At 66.4% G+C, this 20,031-nt stretch carries 11 protein-coding genes and 5 pseudogenes; 11 read left to right on the top strand and 5 right to left on the bottom strand.

The window, feature by feature from the left end:
- The first annotated feature begins 36 nt into the window (after positions 1-36).
- From purD to BAY1663_RS06950, 4 genes and pseudogenes are all read left to right on the top strand, one after another.
- Entirely contained in the window at positions 37-1,329 is a 1,293-nt protein-coding gene (gene purD / locus BAY1663_RS06965) for a phosphoribosylamine--glycine ligase (RefSeq protein WP_037038922.1), read from the top strand.
- A gap of 115 nt (positions 1,330-1,444) precedes the next feature.
- A pseudogene (locus BAY1663_RS06960) lies at positions 1,445-4,251 on the top strand (response regulator).
- A gap of 324 nt (positions 4,252-4,575) precedes the next feature.
- Positions 4,576-5,495 (top strand): annotated as a pseudogene (locus BAY1663_RS06955) (YbhN family protein).
- Between the two features lie 111 nt (positions 5,496-5,606).
- Positions 5,607-6,338 (top strand): VC0807 family protein, encoded by a 732-nt coding sequence (locus tag BAY1663_RS06950; RefSeq protein ID WP_256046215.1) that lies wholly within the window; start codon positions 5,607-5,609, stop codon positions 6,336-6,338.
- A 51-nt stretch (positions 6,339-6,389) separates the two neighbouring features.
- Here the strand turns inward: BAY1663_RS06950 and BAY1663_RS24425 are convergent, their stop codons facing one another.
- From BAY1663_RS24425 to BAY1663_RS06930, 5 genes are all read right to left on the bottom strand, one after another.
- The gene (locus BAY1663_RS24425) at positions 6,390-6,557 is read right to left on the bottom strand and encodes a hypothetical protein (RefSeq protein ID WP_164838435.1); all 168 of its coding nucleotides are present in this window, start codon (positions 6,555-6,557) and stop codon (positions 6,390-6,392) included.
- A 25-nt stretch (positions 6,558-6,582) separates the two neighbouring features.
- Positions 6,583-7,479 (bottom strand): AEC family transporter, encoded by an 897-nt coding sequence (locus BAY1663_RS06945; RefSeq protein WP_037038917.1) that lies wholly within the window; start codon positions 7,477-7,479, stop codon positions 6,583-6,585.
- A 116-nt stretch (positions 7,480-7,595) separates the two neighbouring features.
- Positions 7,596-8,516, bottom strand: a complete 921-nt coding sequence (gene rfbD, locus BAY1663_RS06940; RefSeq protein WP_037038915.1) for a dTDP-4-dehydrorhamnose reductase — start codon at positions 8,514-8,516, stop codon at positions 7,596-7,598.
- Positions 8,517-8,799: 283 nt separating this feature from the next.
- On the bottom strand, positions 8,800-9,507 hold the full coding sequence (gene sfsA / locus BAY1663_RS06935; RefSeq protein ID WP_037038914.1) for a DNA/RNA nuclease SfsA: 708 nt from the start codon (positions 9,505-9,507) through the stop codon (positions 8,800-8,802).
- Positions 9,507-10,679 carry a pyridoxal phosphate-dependent aminotransferase gene (locus BAY1663_RS06930; protein WP_037038912.1) on the bottom strand — a complete coding sequence of 391 codons (1,173 nt, stop codon included), beginning with the start codon at positions 10,677-10,679 and terminating at the stop codon, positions 9,507-9,509. The genes sfsA and BAY1663_RS06930 overlap by 1 nt, the downstream gene beginning before the upstream one ends.
- Positions 10,680-10,870: 191 nt before the next feature.
- Between BAY1663_RS06930 and dksA the strand changes: the two genes are divergently transcribed.
- The 7 genes and pseudogenes from dksA to folK all read left to right on the top strand — a co-directional run bounded on the left by dksA (position 10,871) and on the right by folK (position 19,895).
- On the top strand, positions 10,871-11,317 hold the full coding sequence (gene dksA / locus BAY1663_RS06925) for an RNA polymerase-binding protein DksA (RefSeq protein WP_037038908.1): 447 nt from the start codon (positions 10,871-10,873) through the stop codon (positions 11,315-11,317).
- 88 nt (positions 11,318-11,405) lie between these two features.
- On the top strand, positions 11,406-12,311 hold the full coding sequence (gene gluQRS, locus BAY1663_RS06920) for a tRNA glutamyl-Q(34) synthetase GluQRS (protein ID WP_037038906.1): 906 nt from the start codon (positions 11,406-11,408) through the stop codon (positions 12,309-12,311).
- Between the two features lie 211 nt (positions 12,312-12,522).
- Entirely contained in the window at positions 12,523-12,699 is a 177-nt protein-coding gene (locus BAY1663_RS06915; protein WP_003095129.1) for a hypothetical protein, read from the top strand.
- A pseudogene (locus BAY1663_RS06910) lies at positions 12,683-15,634 on the top strand (ATP-binding protein). The gene BAY1663_RS06915 and the pseudogene BAY1663_RS06910 overlap by 17 nt, the downstream one beginning before the upstream one ends.
- A 61-nt stretch (positions 15,635-15,695) precedes the next feature.
- Positions 15,696-17,104: pseudogene (locus tag BAY1663_RS06905) on the top strand (sigma-54-dependent transcriptional regulator).
- 949 nt (positions 17,105-18,053) lie between these two features.
- Positions 18,054-19,366 (top strand): annotated as a pseudogene (locus BAY1663_RS06900) (polynucleotide adenylyltransferase PcnB).
- 1 nt (position 19,367) lies between these two features.
- Positions 19,368-19,895, top strand: a complete 528-nt coding sequence (folK, locus tag BAY1663_RS06895) for a 2-amino-4-hydroxy-6-hydroxymethyldihydropteridine diphosphokinase (protein ID WP_037038904.1) — start codon at positions 19,368-19,370, stop codon at positions 19,893-19,895.
- Positions 19,896-20,031: the final 136 nt, after the last annotated feature.

Raw genomic sequence — 20,031 nt, 5'->3', positions numbered from 1 at the left:
AACGGGCCGCAGGCCCGCCTCCTACAGGAGAATCCCATGAACGTACTGATCATCGGCAGCGGCGGCCGCGAGCACGCCCTGGCCTGGAAAGTGGCGCAGGACCCACGCGTCGCCAAGGTCTTCGTCGCCCCGGGCAATGCCGGCACCGCCACCGAGGCCAAGTGCGAGAACGTCGCCATCGACGTGTTGGCCATCGAGCAGTTGGCCGATTTTGCCGAGAAGAACGTGCAGTTGACCATCGTCGGCCCGGAAGCGCCGCTGGTGAAGGGTGTGGTCGATCTGTTCCGCAGTCGCGGCCTGGACATCTTCGGCCCCACCGCCGCCGCTGCCCAGTTGGAAGGCTCCAAGGCCTTCACCAAGGATTTCCTCGCTCGCCACGCTATCCCCACCGCCGACTACCGCAACTTCACCGAAGTCGAGCCGGCGCTGGCCTACCTGCGCGAGAAAGGCGCACCGATCGTCATCAAGGCCGACGGCCTGGCCGCCGGCAAGGGCGTGATCGTCGCCATGACCCTGGCCGAAGCCGGAGACGCGGTACGCGACATGCTGTCGGGCAATGCCTTCGGCGATGCCGGCGCGCGCGTGGTCATCGAAGAATTTCTGGATGGTGAAGAGGCCAGCTTCATCGTCATGGTCGACGGCGAGAACGTGCTGCCGATGGCCACCAGCCAGGACCACAAGCGCGTCGGCGACGGCGACAGCGGCCCCAATACCGGCGGCATGGGCGCCTACTCGCCGGCCCCGGTGGTCACCGCCGAGGTGCACCAGCGGGTGATGGACGAGGTGATCTACCCGACCGTGCGCGGCATGGCCGCCGAAGGCAACGTCTACACCGGCTTCCTCTACGCCGGGCTGATGATCGACAAGGCCGGCGCGCCCAAGGTCATCGAGTTCAACTGCCGTTTCGGCGACCCGGAAACCCAGCCGATCATGTGTCGCCTGGAATCCAGCCTGGTGCTGCTGGTCGAGGCCGCATTGGCCAAGGCACTGGACAAGGTCGAAGCGACCTGGGACCCGCGCCCGACCGTCGGCGTGGTGCTGGCCGCCGGCGGCTATCCCGGTGACTATGCCAAGGGCGACGTGATCGAGGGGCTGGACGCCGCCGCGCAACTCGACGGCAAGGTGTTCCATGCCGGCACCGCGCTGAATGCCGACGGCCAGGTGGTGACCGCTGGTGGCCGCGTGCTCTGCGCCACCGCCATCGGCGCCAGTGTCTCCGACGCCCAGCAGCAGGCCTATCGCCTGGCGGAGAAGATCCGCTGGAACGGCTGTTTCTACCGCAAGGACATCGGCTATCGCGCCATTGCCCGCGAGCAGGGCGAACGCTGAGCACAGGCCGTGTCAGGAATGCGTGCGGCGGCAAGTTTTATCGCCGCGGCACGCATTACAGCCCGGCGGCGGCATGGCTATAATCCGCCGTCACACACTTGAACGGACTTCTCTCGTGGGTCGGCTCCGGATCGCCATAGCTTTCATCTTCGGCCTGCTGCTGATCAACCTGATCCCGCTGTCGGCCCAGGCGTCCGTTGGCCAATCGTCGCCGCCCATCGCCCCGCTCGCCGAAGCCGATTCCGCTCCGCAGAACTGGCGGATGCTGATCGACCAGTCCGGCCGCCTGACCCTCGATGAAGTACTGGCCCAGCGCTCGCTGTTCCAGCGCCTGGAAAAACTCGCCTACAGCGCTCCGCCCAGCAACCGGGCCGTCTGGCTGCAGGTCAGCCTGCCGCCTCTGACCAAGCCCAAGTGGCTCTGGCTGTTCGCCCCGCGGGTACAGTATCTCGACTTCTACCTGCTGCATGGCGGCCAGCTGGTGCAGCACACCGCGACCGGCGAGCAGCGCCCGCTGAGTACACGCCCCCTGCCCAACCGGGCCTACCTGTTCAGCCTGCCCAATGACGGGCAGCCGCGGGAAGCCTACATCCGCCTGCAGTCCAGCCATCCGATGATGACCTGGTTCAAGACCATCGACGACAGTGGGCTGGTCAGCCAGACCAAGCCCGCCTACCTGTTCGGCGCGCTGTTCGGCGCGCTGGCCCTGCTGATGGTCTACAACCTGCTGCGCTTCGCCTACACCCTCAGCTACACCCACATCTGGCTGAGCCTGCTGCACGGTGCGCTGCTGAGCTGCGCAATGGCCAATCTCGGCGTACTGGCGGTATGGATTCCCGGGTTGACCTACAGCCAGCCGCTGATCGCCGACCTGTCGGCGCTGGGCGCCAGCATGGCCTTGCTCGGCTTCACCCTGGGCTTCTTCCACCACCGCCGGCACACCTGGCTCACCTGGCTGCTGGGTATCGAATTCAACCTGGCGCTGGCACTGGCTGGCAGCGTCCTGCTCGGCCAGTGGTTGTGGTACAGCTGGCTGATCTACTCGCTGGTACTGCTGACGGCGTTCAGCGCCCTGTTCGTCGCCCTGTGCCACTGGCGGCACGGTTATCGGCCGGCACGTCTGGTCGGCGCCGGGCTGACGCTGTTCAATGCCGGCATGGTGTTCTTCATGCCCATGCTGCTCGGCTTCGACCAGCTCGACCCGGGCTGGCTGACCGGCGGGCTGTTCAGCCTGGCGACCCTTGGTGGCCTGATGCTCAGCTTCGCCCTGCTCGAGCGCCAGCGCCAGCTGCAGTCCGACAGCCGCACCCAGTACACCGCCGAAGCGGTGAGCAGCGCCGAACTGAAGACCAAGGCCGACTTCCTGTCGAAGATCAGTCACGAGCTGCGCACCCCTATGAACGGCGTACTGGGCATGAGCGAACTGCTGCTCGGCACTTCGCTGTCGGCCAAGCAGCGCGACTACGTGCAGACCATCCACAGTTCCGGCAACGAGCTGCTCAACCTGATCAACGAGATTCTCGATATCTCCAAGCTGGAGTCCGGGCAGATCGAGCTCGACGACGTGCAGTTCGATCTCAATGCGCTGATCGAGGACTGCCTCGGCATCTTCCGCGCCAAGGCCGAGCAGCAGAAGGTCGAGTTGATCAGCTTCATCCAGCCGCAGCTGCCGCAGGTGGTCGCCGGCGACCCGACGCGCTTGCGCCAGGCGCTGCTCAATCTGCTGGAAAACGCCTTCAAGCAGACCGACGAAGGCGAGGTGCTGCTGATCGCCGCCGTCGATGGCCCGCTGGACAACCCGCGCCTGCGCATCACCGTGCAGGACAGCGGACGCCCGCTGGAGGCCTACGAGCGCGATGCGCTGCTCAACGCCGCGGTGGACAGCCATGACTTCCTCGCCGCCACGCGCCACGGCGGGCGCCTGGGCCTGATCATCGCCCGCCAGCTGGTGCAGCTGATGGACGGCGACTTCGGCATCCAGACCGGCGCGACCCAGGGCAATACCCTGTGGATCAGCCTGCCGCTGGCCAGCGAAGGCCTGGCGCAGCACAATCCCGACCTGGACGGCCCGCTGCAGGCACCCGGCTCTTGATCGTCGACGACAACGACACCTGCCGCAAGGTGCTGGTCCAGCAGTGCAGCGGCTGGGGGCTGGAGGTCAGCGCCGTGGCCTCCGGCAAGGAGGCGCTGGCATTGCTCAGGACCAAGGCCCACCTCAAGGAATATTTCGACGTCGTCCTGCTCGACCAGGACATGCCGGGCATGACCGGCATGCAACTGGCGAGCAAGATCAAGGAAGATTTCAGCCTCAACCACGACATCCTGCTGATCATGCTGACCGGCATGAGCAGCGCGCCGAGCAAGATCATCGCGCGCAACGCCGGCATCAAGCGCATCCTCGCCAAACCGGTGGCCGGCTATACGCTCAAGACCACGCTCGCCGACGAGATGGCCCACCGGCAGCAGGGCCTGCAGCCACGCCCGGCGGCCGCACCGCAGCCGCTGGCGACGCAGGAGATTCCGGATGACTTTCGCATTCTGGTGGCCGAGGACAACAGCATTTCGACCAAGGTCATCCGCGGCATGCTGAACAAGCTGAACCTGCAGCCGGACACCGCCAGCAACGGCGAAGAGGCGCTGGCGGCGATCAAGACCAAGCCCTACGACCTGGTGCTGATGGATTGCGAGATGCCGGTCCTCGACGGCTTCCATGCCACCCGCCAGCTGCGCGAGTGGGAAGCGGCGACGGCCCGCCCGCGGACCCCGGTGGTGGCGCTGACCGCACACATCCTCAGCGAGCACCGCGAACGCGCGCGCGAGGCTGGCATGGACGGGCACATGGCCAAGCCGGTCGAGCTGTCGCAGTTGCGCGAGCTGATCGACCATTGGGTACGGATCAAGCAGGCCGAGAGCGTCGATTGATCCGCCGGGGCCGGCACAGCGTGCGGTAGCGCCGGCTGATAGCGGTTGCCCGCCACCCAGATCCTCAGCGCTTGCCCCGCATACGCCCCTGCCCTTCCCGGATCCCGCCTGCGCCCCAGCGCGACCAGGACCATGGAGTTCCGTGCATGAGCGGCGGGCCTGCCGGCCAGACCTGGCCCCGAAACTGAACAAAATCGCCCGCCCGCTGCCGATTATCTGTACAGCCCGAAACACGCGGAGGTTTTCAGCCTGGCTGTGGCTCGCCCGTGGTCGCAGCGCCTGCACAGGCGCTGAGACAAACCCAGCCCAAGCAAGGAGCCGTGGATGATGAAAAGGAGCGATGTCGCCTGGACCTGATCGGGGCCACGGCAGTGCTGCTGTCCGGTTATCTGCTGTATCAGGAGGTGCGCAACATCTCCCTCGCCGAGCTGGCCGACAGCCTGCGGGCCATCGGCATCGCTCACTGGCTGCTGGCCGGACTGGCCGCGCTCGGTGCCTATACCGCCCTGGCCTGGTACGACCGCATCGCGATGGCGCACCTGGGCAAGTCGATGTCCTGGTGGTTCATCGCGCTGTGCTCGTTCACCACCTATGCCCTGGCGCACAATATCGGCGCCTCGGTGTTCTCCGGCGCGCTGGTGCGTTACCGGGCGTATCGCAGCAAGGGACTGACGCCGCAGGAAATCGGCATTCTCATCATCTTCTGCTCGCTGACCTTTGCCCTCGGCACCCTGCTGGCCGCCAGCCTCGTGCTGCTCCTGCAACCGCAGCTGGTCGACGCCCCGTCCTGGCTCTCCGCCACGATCGGCACGACGCTGCTTGCGCTCATCGGCCTGTACGCATTCGGTGCCTGGCGCCAGCTGCCGTCCTGGCGCCTGGGCAAATGGCACATCGCCTATCCGCGTCTGGCGATCGTCGCCCGGCAGCTGCTCGCCGGCCCGCTGGAATTGCTCTGCGCCGCGGCGATCATCCATTTCGCCTTGCCGGCCGGGCACCATCCCGGCTACCTGACGGTGCTCGGCGTGTTCCTCGTCTCCTTCACGCTGGCGCTGCTCTCGCATGCCCCCGGTGGCTTGGGCGTGCTGGAGGTGACCTTCCTCGCCGCCCTGCCGGAGGTGCCGACCGTCGATGTGCTGGCCGCGCTGATCGTGTTCCGCGGCCTTTACCTACTGCTGCCCTTTGCGCTGGCGATGCTGGTGGTCGCGGTATTCGAGTATGGTCAGTGGGCGGCCAGGCGCAGTTGAGGCCGCGCCAACCGGCCGGAAGCCCGCCGAGCGCTCATCCCGACGAACTGCCTATGGCGAAGATGCCGCACACGGGCGATCATGCAGCCCTCTCAAAGCCAAACCGATGACATGACCGAAGCTGCCCATACCCACGCCGAACACAAACCACGCCCGCTGATCGATCTTGCCGTAAGTATCCTGATTCCCTCGCTGATCCTGATGAAGCTCAGTGGCGAGCAGCGCCTGGGGGCCGACGGCGCCCTGCTGCTGGCCCTGGCCTTCCCGCTGGGCTGGGGCCTGTGGGAACTGGCCAAGTACCGCAAGTTCAACTGGATCGCCCTGCTCGGGCTGATCAGCGTCCTGCTCACCGGCGGCATCGGCCTGTTGCATCTGGATACCCAGTGGCTGGCGATCAAGGAAGCGGCGGTACCGGGGATCATCGGCATCGCCGTGCTCGCCTCGACGCGCACCCGCTACCCGCTGATCCGTACCCTGCTCTACAACCCGAAGGTGCTCAACGTCGACAAGATCCACGAGCAGCTGGAGCGCAACGGCCAGGTCGAGCATTTCGAGACACGCCTGTCGCGGGCGACCTACCTGCTCAGCGGCACCTTCTTCTTCTCCTCGTTCATGAACTACGTGCTGGCCAAGTGGATCGTCAACAGCCCCGCCGGCAGCGAGGCCTTCAATGCCGAACTGGGCCGCATGAACCTGCTCAGCTATCCGATGATCGCCATCCCCAGCATGCTGATGATGATGGCGATCTTCTTCTACCTCTGGCGCACCATCCACGGCCTGACCGGCCTGCGCCTGGAGGACATCATGGCGACCCCCGCGCACGAGCGCAAAACCGGGGAATGACGGCTGGAAATCGGGTGGCCGCCGGCCGCCCGGATGCTGTGCCCTGCCCGCTCAGAACAGCAGCTTGAAAATGCCGATCACCACGATCAGGCCGATGATGAAGATGACGCCTGCGGTTCCACCGATGAATTTCAGCATGCTGCTCTCTCCCGTTTTCCCAAGGCTGTGATTTTGTGACAGCCTCCTCCCGGCGGCGTTCGTCCCGCCCGGACGGCGCATCCGCCAGGCACATCCGCCAGGCACATCAGCCGATCAACAGCATCCACAGCGGCAAGCTGACAGCGGCCAGCACCGTGGAGAGAAATACCGTCGAACTGACCGGCCGGGTATCGTCGGGATGCCTGACGAACGCCAACACGTTCACCCCGCTGGGGCAGGCCGCGAGCAGCACCAGCACGCTACGGGCCGCGTGGCTGAGCCCCGGCAACCAGCCGCTGAACCACCATACCAGCAGCGGAAACAGCCCGAGCTTGACCACGGTCAGCGCCAGCACCACGCCTCCGGGCCGCAGCCGATAGCGCGACAGGCTGACGCCCAGCAGCAGCAATGCGCAGGGCAGCGCCGCCTGTGCCAGCCAACCGGCCAGGCGCCAGAACGGCTCCGGCAGCTGGACGCCGGACAGGTTGAGCAGCGCACCGAGCAGCAGGCCGACGATCAGCGGGTTGGCCAGGTTCTTCAGCAACGCCGGCACGCTGACCTTGTCGGCAGCGCCGAAGGCCGCATAGAAACTCTGCAGCGAGAACAGCACCAGGCTGTGGAAGACCAGGATGGCGAACACGTAGACCAGGCTCTGCGCCCCCAGCAGCGTCGCCACCAGCGGAATGCCGACCAGCACGTTGTTCGAATAGGCGGCGGCCAGGCCCAGCGGCGTTACCCGGCCACGCAGGCGCTGAGCGACCAGGTTGACCAGCACGAAGACCAGCAGCACCGGCCCGAAGTAGGCCAGCAGGAGCATCGGCGACATGCCGTCGCTCAGCTCGGCGCGGGCGATACCGGTGAACAGCACCGCCGGCATGAACAGCTTGAAGGTCACGTTGGCCAGGCCGACCGTGCCTTCGCCGGTCAGCCATTGCCGCCAGCCGAGCAGATAGCCGAGCATGATCAGACCGAAGATCGGCAGGATCGCCTGAACCACCACCATGCCGCCTGCCCTCCCGAATGCCGACCCCGCGCCTACCCGCACGGTGCGCGCGGGGGCGCAAGGATACACCGGCAAACCGGGCTGCGCACGGCGGCCCCGGACAGCCGCCGCCGGCCTCAGGCGCGGAAGAACCGTCCCGGTGCGGCCTGGGGCGACGCCTGCCCACCGAGCGCGGCGAGCACCTCGGCGAGATCGTCCCGCCAAGGCCGTGGCGCCAGGCCGAACGTCGTCTCGAAACGGCTGCCGTCGAGCACCGACCAGGCCGGGCGCCGGGCCGGCGTCGGATACTGCGAGGTCAGGATCGGCGAGACCTGCGGTTGCCTGTTCAGCAGCCCCATGGCCTCGCCCTGGCGGAAGATCTCCACCGCGAAGTCGTACCAGGAACACGACGGGCTACCGCTGTAGTGATACAGCCCCCAATCGAGGCGCCCGTCGCGGGCATAGCGGCTGGCCAGTGTCAGCAGTACCGTGGCGATGCTCCCGGCCTGGGTCGGGCAGCCGAACTGGTCGCTCACCACGCCGAGCGCATCGCGCTGGCGCCCCAGACGCAGCATGGTCTTGACGAAGTTATGCCCGTACACGCCATACACCCAGCTGGTACGCAGGATCAGGTGCGCTTCCAGGCAGGCACGGATCGCGTCCTCACCGGCCAGCTTGCTGGCGCCGTAGACGCCGGTCGGGCCGGTGGCGTCGGTCTCGCGATAGGGTACGCCGGCCTCCCCGGAGAACACGTAATCGGTAGAGATGTGCAGCAACGGGATGCCAGCGTGTGCCGCCGCCTCGGCCAGGTTGCGCGCGCCATCGCGGTTGACCGCATAGGCCTGCGCGGCGTGGGTCTCGGCATTGTCGACATGGGTATAGGCGGCGGCATTGATGATCAGCCCCGGCCGCTGGCGCATGATTTCGGCGACCTGCTCGCAGTTGGAGATATCCAGCTGTTCACGGGTCGCCGCCAGCGCGTCCAGGCCGAAGTCGGCAGCCCGCTCGACCACTTCGCGGCCGACCTGACCGCCCGCACCGCTTACGAGGATTCGCATTCTTTGTAGCCTCATCGAGGGCTCCGCACGTGAGGCGATTGCCCGGAATTAGTCTGCCAGCAGGTATCCGGGAGCTGCATCAGCAACCGCTCGCCGCACCGCAGGGCACGTCACCGAACCCCGCCGGTTCACTCGTCGACACCGCGCCAAGCGGCGGAACAGAGCCCGCCGGCACGCTCGGGGATGTTTTTTCCAGCCACGTTGAGGCCAGACAGATCGCACTTTGTTCCCCAAAACCGACGCATCCGGCGAATTTTTTTCCCCCGAGTGAGATACGCGTCGCTCAGAGGAGCACCGGCAGCGGGCGGTTCAGCCGGATTTCCTCCGGCGACAACTCGGCGGCATAGGCCAGCAGTTCCACGCCAGCCGCCCGCGCATCGCGCAATGCCGCGGCGTAGAGCGGGTCGATCTCGCTGGCCGGGCGCACCGCCTCGATACCGGAAAGATTCACGCAATACAGCTGCACCGCGCGCGTACCGCTACGCGCCAGCGCCGCCAGCTCGCGCAGATGCCGCGCGCCCCGTGCGGTCACCGCATCGGGGAAGGCCGCCACCGCGCTGTCGGCGAAGCCGAGGGTGACGCTCTTGACCTCGACGAGGGCCGCACCGCCGGCATAGTCGAGGCGAAAATCCACCCGGCTGTTCTCCAGGCCATAGGCCACTTCGCGCTTGAGCGTGGTGAAACCGGCCAGCTCGGCTATCGAGCCGCTCAGCAGCGCCTCCTCCACCAACGGGTTGGCGCGCGCGGTGTTCACGCAGGCCAACCGTCCCTGCGGCGTCTCCACCAGCTCCCAGGTTCCGGGCAACTTGCGCTTGGGATCGTTGCTGCGCTGGAACCAGACCTGCGCGCCCTCGCCCATGCAGTTGAGCATCGAGCCGGTGTTGGGGCAATGGATGCACAGCTCCTCGCCTTGCTCAGTGACGATATCGGCGAGAAAGCGCTTGTAGCGCCGCACCAGGCGCCCCCGCTCCAGCGGCTTGGCGAAGCGCATCAGGGCTGCCAGCGCTGCAGGCCGCGGGCGATGCGCTCGACGGCCTGCTCCAGGCGCGGCAGATCCTGGGTGTAGGCGAAACGCACGTGGTGCCCGGCCTGGTGGCGGCCGAAATCCAGCCCCGGGGTGATCGCGACGAACTCGGTCTCCAGCATGTGCCGGCAGAACGCATAGGCATCGCCGCCGAAGGTGGCGATGTCGGCATACAGGTAGAACGCCCCCTGCGGTTCGACCGCAATGCTGAAACCCAGCTCGCGCAAGGCCGGCAGCAGGAAGTCGCGGCGACGGGCGAACTCGGCACGGCGGGCCTCGAGAATCTCCAGGGTCGCCGGCTCGAAGCAGGCCAGCGCCGCGTGCTGGGCCATGCTCGGCGCGCTGATATAGAGATTCTGCGCCAGCTTTTCCAGCTCCGGCACCGCGTTCGGCGGCGCCACCAGCCAGCCGAGGCGCCAGCCGGTCATGCCGAAATACTTGGAGAAGCTGTTGAGCACGAAGGCCTCGTCATCCACCTCCAGCACGCTGGCCGCGTCGGTGCCGTAGGTCAGGCCGTGGTAGATCTCGTCCACCACCAGGTGCCCGCCGCGCCGCTTCAGCGCGGCCGAGAGCCCGGCCAGCTCATCGCGCTCGAGCAGCGTGCCGGTCGGATTGGCCGGCGAGGCGACCAGCGCACCGACGCTGTGCTTGTCCCAGTGGCGCTCGATCAGTTCGGGAGTCAGTTGGTAGCGCACCTCGGGGCCGACCGGCACCAATTGCGCGGCGCCTTCGACCAGGCGCAGGAAATGGCGGTTGCAGGGGTAGCCGGGGTCCGCCAGCAGCCAGTGCTTGCCCGGGTCCACCAGCAGGCTGGAGGCAAGCAGCAGCGCGCCGGAGCCGCCGGGAGTAATCAGGATGCGCTCGGGGTCAATAGACAGCCGATAGCGCTGTCCATAGAAACCGGCGATCGCCTCGCGCAGCTGCGGCAGGCCGCGGGCGGGCGTGTAGCGGGTATGGCCGGCCGCCAGTGCCGCCTGCCCGGCGGCGACGATGGGCGCGGCCGTGGTGAAGTCCGGTTCGCCGATTTCCAGATGAATGACGTCATGGCCTTGAACTTGCAACTGGCTGGCCCGTTCCAACAGCGCCATGACATGAAAAGGTTCGATTGCGCGGCTACGCGCGCTGTACGACGAGGTCATCTGACCTTCCTGTTGAGGACAAAACGTGAATTCTACCCAAGGTCCCCAGACCGCGGCAGCTACAGTTGGATTCGGGAGTAGCGCACCCCGATCCGATCTGGTAAGTTCGCCCGCTTGCAGCCGCAGGGCCGGCACGGGTCGGCAAGGGACAAATCATCCTGCGCAATGGACATAGCGAGAGGCGTTCATCCATGCCCATTACCAAAGAAACACCATCGAGCAAGCAACTGATTCGCGCCTTCGAGCCCTACAAGGAAAGCCCGGGCGAGGAATACATGAGCGACAAGATGCGCGCCCACTTCACCGGCATCCTGAACAAGTGGAAGCAGGAGTTGATGGAGGAAGTCGACCGTACCGTGCACCACATGCAGGACGAAGCGGCCAACTTCCCCGATCCGGCCGACCGCGCCAGCCAGGAAGAAGAGTTCAGCCTGGAACTGCGTGCCCGTGACCGCGAGCGCAAGCTGATCAAGAAGATCGACGAGACGCTGCAGCTGATCGAAGACAACGAATACGGCTGGTGCGATTCCTGCGGTGTCGAGATCGGCATCCGCCGCCTGGAAGCACGTCCCACCGCCACGCTGTGCATCGACTGCAAGACGCTGGCGGAGATCAAGGAAAAACAGATCGGTTCCTGATCCCGGACGGGGCGCTGCGGCGCCCCGCTTCGTTTCCGGCTTCCGTGCCAGCCCTATCGCGCCTCGCCAGCCCTGACCGAGCCGCCGCATGCCTTCTTCGCCTTCACCCCGGCCCGAGCGTTATGTCGGCCGCTTCGCCCCCACCCCCAGCGGCTACCTGCACTTCGGCTCGCTGGTCGCCGCCCTCGCCTCCTATCTCGATGCCCGCGCCGCCGGTGGCCGCTGGCTGCTGCGCATGGAGGACCTCGACCCGCCGCGGGAAGTACCCGGCGCGCAGCGGGCGATCTTCGAGACGCTGCAACGCTACGGCTTCGACTGGGATGGCGAGATGCTCCGCCAGAGCGAACGCCATGCCGTCTACGATGCGGCCATCACGCGGCTGCTGGACGAGGGCCTGGCCTATGCCTGCACCTGTTCGCGCAAACAGCTCGAGGGTCATCCCGGCCCCTACCCCGGTTTCTGCCGCGATGCCCGGCACAGCCTCGACAATGCCGCGATCCGCCTGCGCGTGCCGGAGCGCGAATACGGTTTCGTCGACCGCGTGCAGGGCGAGTTCCGCCAGCACCTGGGCCGCGAAGTCGGCGACTTCGTCATCCGCCGCCGCGACGGGCTGATCGCCTACCAGCTGGCGGTGGTCCTCGACGACGCCTGGCAGGGCGTCACCGACGTGGTGCGCGGCGCCGACCTGCTCGACTCCACCCCGCGCCAGCTCTACCTGCAGGAACTGCTCGGCCTGCCACGGCCGCGCTACCTGCACCTGCCGCTGATCATCCAGCCGGACGGCCACAAGCTGGGCAAGCGCTATCGCTCGCCACCGCTGCCAGCCCACGAGGCCAGCCCGCTGCTGCTGCGCGCCCTGCGCGCGCTCGGTCAGCGGCCAACCGCCGAGCTGGCTGGCGCACTGCCCGCCGAAATCCTCCAGTGGGCCGTCACGCACTGGGATGCCGCGCTCATTCCACGCACGCCGACGCTGGCCGAGGCACAGTTGCGCTGAAGATTGGAAGCTGGAAGCGAAGCAGGATTCAGTCGCACACACGCCTTGTAGGAGCAGGCCATGCCTGCTCCTACATCACGGCGTGAAAGTCCCACCCAAGGGATTAGAAAATCCCTCACAATTCGCCGCGAGCGCTGGAGCTCCAGGCTTTCGGCTTCAAGCTTCAAGCCGCTTCCTTTACCATCGCCTCACTTCCGATACGAGATCCGGCATGTACATCTACCGACTGGTGCTGCTCCTGGTGGTGGGGATCTATCTGTTCTCCCCGGCCATCATGGACTGGTGGATCGACCCCAACGGGGCCTGGTACCGGCCCTACCTGCTGTGGCTGATCCTGATCGTGGTGACCTTCATCCTCCAGAGCCAGCGCGATGCAGACGAGCTTTAGCCTCAGCCACCTGATCCTGATCAGCGCCGCCTACCTGTTCATGCTGTTCGGCGTCGCCTGGGTCAGCGAGCGCGGGCTGATCCCGCGCTGGATCATCCGCCACCCGCTGACCTACACCCTGTCGCTCGGCGTCTACGCCAGCGCCTGGGCCTTCTACGGCACGGTGGGCCTGGCCTACCAGTACGGCTACGGCTTCCTCGCCACCTACCTCGGCGTCTGCGGCGCCTTCCTGCTGGCGCCGGTGCTGCTCTACCCGATCCTGCGCATCACCCGCACCTACCAGCTGTCGTCGCTGGCCGACCTGGTGGCCTTCCGCTTCCGCAGCACCTGGAGCGGCGCGCTGACCACCGTGGTCATGCTGATCGGCATGCTGCCGCTGCTGGCCCTGCAGATCCAGGCGGTGGCCGACGCCATCGGCATCCTCACCCTGGAGCCGCTGCAGGAGCGCGTGGCGCTGGGCTACTGCCTGATGATCATGCTGTTCACCATCCTCTTCGGCTCCCGCCACATCGCCACCCGCGAGAAGCACGAGGGCTGGTGTTCGCCATCGCCTTCGAGTCGATCGTCAAGCTGGCGACCTTCGGCGCCATCGGCCTCTATGCGCTGTACGTGGTGTTCGGCGGCCCGCACCAGCTGGAGATCTGGCTGCTACAGAACCAGTCGGCGCTGCAGGCCCTGCACACGCCGCTGCAGGAAGGCCCGTGGCGCACCCTGCTGCTGGTGTTCTTCGCCTCGGCGATCGTCATGCCGCACATGTATCACATGACCTTCACCGAGAACCTCAACCCGCGCGGCCTGGTCAGCGCCAGCTGGGGCCTGCCGCTGTACCTGCTGCTGATGAGCCTGGCCGTGCCGCTGATCCTCTGGGCCGGGCTCAAGCTCGGCGTCAGCACCAATCCGGAATACTTCACCCTCGGCCTCGGGCTCACCGCGCAGAGCGAACCCCTGGCGCTGCTGGCCTTCGTCGGCGGCCTCTCGGCCTCCAGCGGCTGATCATCGTCAGCACCCTGGCGCTGTCCGGCATGGCGCTCAACCATCTGGTGCTGCCGCTCTACCAGCCGTCCAGCGAGGGCAACATCTACCGCTGGCTGAAGTGGACGCGGCGCAGTCTGATCCTCGCCATCATCATGGCCGGCTACGGCTTCTACCTGCTGCTCGGCGCCGAGCAGGACCTGTCCAACCTGGGCATCGTCGCCTTCGTCGCCACCCTGCAGTTCCTGCCCGGCGTGCTCTCGGTATTGTACTGGCCGACCGCCAACCGCCGCGGCTACATCGCCGGGCTGCTGGCCGGCATCGGCGTCTGGGTGATGACCATGCTGCTGCCGCTGGTGGGCAACCTGGACGGTTTCTACATCCCGCTGTTCAACGTCGTCTACGTGCTCGACGACACCAGCTGGCACCTGGCGGCGATCGCCTCGCTGGCGGTCAACGTGCTGGCCTTCTCGCTGTTCTCGCTGTTCACCGAGACCAGCCCCGAGGAGCAGAGCGCCGCCGAAGCCTGCGCCGTGGAGAACGTGCGTCGCCCGCAGCGCCGCGAACTGATGGCCGCCTCGCCGCAGGAATTCGCCACCCAGCTGGCCAAGCCGTTGGGCGCCAAGACCGCCCAGCGCGAAGTGGAGCAGGCCCTGCGCGACCTGCAGCTGCCGTTCGACGAACACCGCCCCTACGCCCTGCGCCGCCTGCGCGACCGCATCGAGGCCAACCTCTCCGGCTGATGGGGCCCAGCGTGGCCCAGGACATCGTCGAGAACTTCCTTCCCTACAAGAACGGCGCCGAGGGCTACATCACCGAGGACATCCACTTCATCGAGAGCCGCCTGGAGGAGTACCACTCGCGCCTGACCGGCCTGGCCGCCGAACTCGATGCGCTGCGCCGCTACCACCGCCAGACCCTGCAGGAGCTGCCCATGGGCGTCTGCTCGCTGGCCAAGGACCAGGAAATCCTCATGTGGAACCGCGCGCTCGAGGAGCTCACCGAAATCCCCGCACTGCAGGTGGTCGGTTCGCGCCTGTCGACCATCGCCGAGCCATGGAAGAGCCTGTTGATGGACTTCATCCAGCAGCCCGACGAGCACCTGCACAAGCAGCGCCTGACGCTCCATGGCCACCGCCGCTGCCTCAACCTGCACAAGGCAGCGATCGCCGAGCCGCTGGCGCCGGGCAACAGCGGCCTGGTGCTGCTGGTCGAGGACCTCACCGAAACACAGGAGCTGGAAGACCGCCTGGTGCACTCCGAGCGCCTGGCCAGCATCGGCCGCCTGGCCGCCGGCGTCGCCCACGAGATCGGCAACCCGATCACCGGCATCGCCTGCCTGGCGCAGAACCTGCGCGACGAGCGCGAGTCGGACGAGGAGATCGGCGAGATCAGCGCCCAGCTCATCGAGCAGACCAAGCGTGTGTCGCGTATCGTCCAGTCGCTGATGAACTTCGCCCATGCCGGCGAACGCCAGCAGCGCCTGTACCCGGTGAGCCTGGCGCAGGTCACCCAGGAGGCCATCGCCCTGCTCTCGCTCAACCGCAACCGCACCGAGGTGCGCTTCCTCAACCAGTGCGATCCGCAGCATCTGGCCGAAGGCGATCCGCAACGGCTGGCGCAGGTACTGATCAACCTGCTATCCAATGCCCGCGACGCCTCGCCGCCGGGCGGGGTGATCCGCATCCGCAGCGAAATCGCCGAGCAGACCGTCTATCTGATCGTCGAGGACGAGGGCAGCGGTATTCCCAAGGAGGTCCAGGGCCGGCTGTTCGAGCCGTTCTTCACCACCAAGGACCCCGGCGAAGGCACCGGCCTGGGCCTCGCGCTGGTCTATTCGATCGTTGAAGAGCATTATGGCCAGATCGATATCGACAGCCCGGTCGACCCGGAAACACAACGCGGCACCCGTTTTCGCATCACCCTGCCGCGGCATGTCGAAGCGTCACATGCCGTAAGTTGAAGAGGCGAATGCCGTACCGGCCCCTGGCCGGTTCTGCCTCCAGACCGTCGAGAGAGTACTGATGTCACACATTCTGATCGTCGAAGACGAAACCATCATCCGCTCCGCCCTGCGGCGCCTCCTCGAACGCAACCAGTACGAGGTCAGCGAAGCCGGTTCGGTGCAGGAAGCGCAGGAACGCTTCAGCATTCCGGGTTTCGATCTCATCGTCAGCGACCTGCGGCTCCCGGGCGCCCCGGGCACCGAACTGATCAAGCTCGCCGAGGGTACGCCGGTGCTGATCATGACCAGCTACGCCAGCCTGCGCTCGGCGGTGGACTCGATGAAGATGGGCGCGGTGGACTACATCGCCAAACCGTTCGACCACGACGAAATGCTGCAGACCGTGGCCCGCATCCTCAGCGACCGCCAGCAGGCCGAAGCACCGCAGCAGCCGGCCCGCAGCACCGGCCAGGCGGCCACGGGCGCGGAACAGGGCGACATCGGCATCATCGGCCACTGCCCACCGATGCAGGACCTGTTCGGCAAGATCCGCAAGGTGGCGCCCACCGACTCCAACGTGCTGATCCAGGGCGAGTCGGGCACCGGCAAGGAACTGGTCGCCCGCGCGCTGCACAACCTGTCGCGCCGCGCCAAGGCGCCGATGATCTCGGTGAACTGCGCGGCGATCCCGGAAACCCTGATCGAATCCGAACTGTTCGGCCACGAGAAGGCGCCTTCACCGGCGCCAGCGCCGGCCGCGCCGGCCTGGTCGAAGCGGCCGATGGCGGCACGCTGTTCCTCGACGAGATCGGCGAGCTGCCGCTCGAAGCCCAGGCGCGCCTGCTGCGCGTATTGCAGGAAGGCGAAATCCGCCGGGTCGGCTCGGTGCAGTCGCAGAAGGTCGACGTGCGCCTGATCGCCGCCACCCACCGCGACCTGAAAACCCTGGCCAAGACCGGCCAGTTCCGCGAGGATCTCTACTACCGCCTGCACGTCATCGCGCTCAGGTTGCCGCCGCTGCGCGAGCGCGGCAACGACGTGGTGGAAATCGCCAAGGCTTTCCTCGCCCGCCAGGGCGAGCGGATGAACAGTGGCGAGTTGCACTTCTCCCGTGATGCCGAACAGGCCATCCGTCACTACCACTGGCCGGGCAACGTCCGCGAACTGGAGAACGCCATCGAACGCGCGGCGATCCTCAGCGAGAGCCAGGAAATCGATGCCGACCTGCTGGGCATCGACATCGAGCTGGACGGCCTGGACGAGGAATTCGACGAGCCCCTCGGCACGCTGCATGGCGCAGCCACCAGCAACGAGCCGACCGAAGACCTTTCACTGGAGGACTACTTCCAGCATTTCGTGCTCGAGCACCAGGACCACATGACCGAGACCGAACTGGCGCGCAAGCTCGGCATCAGCCGCAAATGCCTGTGGGAGCGCCGCCAGCGCCTGGGCATCCCGCGGCGCAAATCCAGCACCACGGCGGGCTGAAGACTGTTACCGCCTGCACATACGCCGTAACAAAAACCGGGATCATCGGTAACGATGGCCCGGTTTTTTCTTCTCAAGCGCACACCCGAAAACCATCAAAGCATTGAAATAAAAGGATTTTATAAAACTGGCACGGCACCTGCTTACTTATTCGGAACAACAACAATAACAAGCAGCCCCACAATAAGAACAAGACGTAACGACTCCAGCAGAACAACGACAAGAAGGCGGAGGCGCAGCTAACTGATTCTTTTGGAGAGGACGTGCAAAGGGGTTCGCCCCAAGACCAGGCCGAGAACAATAAAAACTGCATCGAGCAGGGCCCGTACTGGTTGGATCGAAAGATCACCGCAACGTCAGCGACCAAAGAAATCCGTTTGCTCTTGGCTCCCGGTGTAGGAGCGCTCCCGACGGCGGTAGCTGAAGGGAACAGGCGAACAACAAGAACAGCACCGCCTGGATACCAATAACAACAAAAGCACGCGACATCATTCAGAGGGGAGCTTCGGCTCCCCTCAGTGCTTTCAGCGCTTGACCCAGGCAGCCGCAGGCAGACGATTGGCATCTGCCCTTCTTGCACTCACCCACCTGCTCTACCGATCACACGCGTAGGAGCCGACTTGCTGGCGACCAGTGGCGGTGCATACGGCGTATCGCCAGCAAGCTGGCTCCTACCCACCCTACGCGCACCCCAACACTTAACGCAGACACCGCCGTCCAGATACCCCGCGAGGCATCCGCCTGGCCAGGCATGCATCGTGCTTTTTGACACCTTCCCACGCTTCGTTCACCATCCAGCGCTCCCGGTGCTAGAATCCCCGCAGGTTTCGCGGCATTCGCGACACCGCCCCGTCATTCCGCCACACAGTGCCCCCCAATGCTGAAAAAGCTGTTCCAGTCTTTTCGTCTGCCTCTGCGCCGCATCCCGCACCCCCGCCGCACACCGGAAATACTCTCCAGCCGGCAGCACTCCCTGCACCGCAACGAGATCAGCCGGCATGCGGTCAGCGTCGTCGAGCGCCTGCAGCAGGCGGGCTACGAGGCCTACGTGGTCGGCGGCTGCGTGCGCGACCTGCTGCTCGAGCTGAACCCCAAGGACTACGACGTCGCCACCAGCGCCACTCCCGAGCAGGTGCGCGCCGAATTCCGCAACGCGCGGGTGATCGGTCGGCGCTTCAAGCTGGTGCACGTACACTTCGGCCGGGAAATCATCGAGGTCGCCACCTTCCGCGCCAACCACCCGGAAGAAGACGACGAGGACGCCAGTCACCTGGCCTCGCGCAACGAGAGCGGGCGGATTCTGCGCGACAACGTCTACGGCACCCTGGACGACGACGCCCAGCGCCGAGACTTCACCATCAACGCGCTGTACTACGACCCGACCAGCGAACGCATCCTCGACCATACCCATGGCGTGCACGACATCCGCAACCGCCTGATCCGCCTGATCGGCGATCCCGAGCAGCGCTACCAGGAAGACCCGGTGCGCATGCTGCGCGCCGTGCGTTTCGCCGCCAAGCTCGACTTCGAGATCGAGCGCCACAGCGCCGAACCCATCGCCGAGCTGGCCGAACTGCTCAACGGCATCCCCTCCGCACGGCTGTTCGACGAAACGCTCAAGCTGTTCCTCGGCGGCAAGGCCGAGCGCACCTTCGAACTGCTGCTCGAATACGACCTGTTCGCCCCACTGTTCCCGGCCAGCGCCGCCGCGCTGGAGCGCAACCCGCAATACGCCGGCACGCTGATCCGCAACGCGCTGGCCAACACCGACCAGCGCATCGCCCAGGGCAAGCCGGTGACCCCGGCTTTCCTCTTCGCCGCATTGCTCTGGCCCGCCCTGCCGGCCCGTGTGCTGGAGCTGCAGGACCGCGGCATGCCGCCGATCCCGGCAATGCAGGAAGCGGCGCACGACATCATCTGGGAACAGTGCCAGCGCACCGCGATCCCCAAGCGCTTCACCATCCCCATGCGCGAGATCTGGGACATGCAGGAACGCCTGCCACGCCGCCAGGCCGCCGCGCCGACCAGTTGCTGGAGAACCCGCGCTTCCGCGCCGGCTACGACTTCCTGCTGCTGCGCGAAAGCGCCGGCGAGAAGACCCACGGCCTGGGCGACTGGTGGACCGACTACCAGGAAGCCAGCGACAGCGAACGGCGCAACATGATCCGCAACCTCGGCAGCAAGGACGGAGCCGACGGCGCGCCGCGCAAGCGCCGGCGCGGAGGCAGTCGCCGGCGCAGCGCGCCGAAAGCGGCCGAGTGACATGGAGCGCGTCTATATCGGCCTGGGCAGCAACCTGGCCGACCCGCTGCGGCAATTGCGCGGCGCCCTGCAGGCGCTGGCCGAGCTACCGCAGAGCCGCCTGGTCACCGTTTCCTCGCTGTACGCCAGCGACCCGCTCGGGCCCGCCGACCAGCCGCGCTACGTCAATGCCGTCGCCGCACTGGACACGGACCTCGCGCCGCTGGCGCTGCTCGATGCCCTGCAACGCATCGAGCTGGCCCAGGGCCGCGAGCGCAAGGCCGAGCGCTGGGGCCCACGCACCCTCGATCTGGATATCCTGCTGTTCGGCGAGCGGCTGATCGACCAGCCACGCCTGCAGGTGCCGCACTATCACATGCAGGCGCGGGCCTTCGTGCTCTATCCGCTGGCCGAGATCGCGCCGCCGGAGCTGCGCCTGGCCGACGGCCGCAGCCTCGCCGAACTGCTCGCCGCCTGCCCCTTCAGCGGGCTCGAGCGCCTGAGTGGGGCCGCTGTCACCCCAGCGGTAACGAACGTAACGAGCAGGTAACACTCGCGATTGACTTCACCTTCCACCAACCGGACTATAAGCGCCCTCTGCCGGCACGCATCGTATTGGGGCGAGCCGCCCCATCCTGGTGTCGGCCGGCAATCCTGATCGCTCTGCGAAAGCTCGAAGAGGACGG

Source organism: Pseudomonas sp. BAY1663, assembly GCF_000582595.1.
Lineage (GTDB): Bacteria > Pseudomonadota > Gammaproteobacteria > Pseudomonadales > Pseudomonadaceae > Stutzerimonas > Stutzerimonas stutzeri_AF.
Note: the sequence above shows the minus strand (reverse complement) of the source record. Positions and strands in the feature narration are given on the sequence as shown.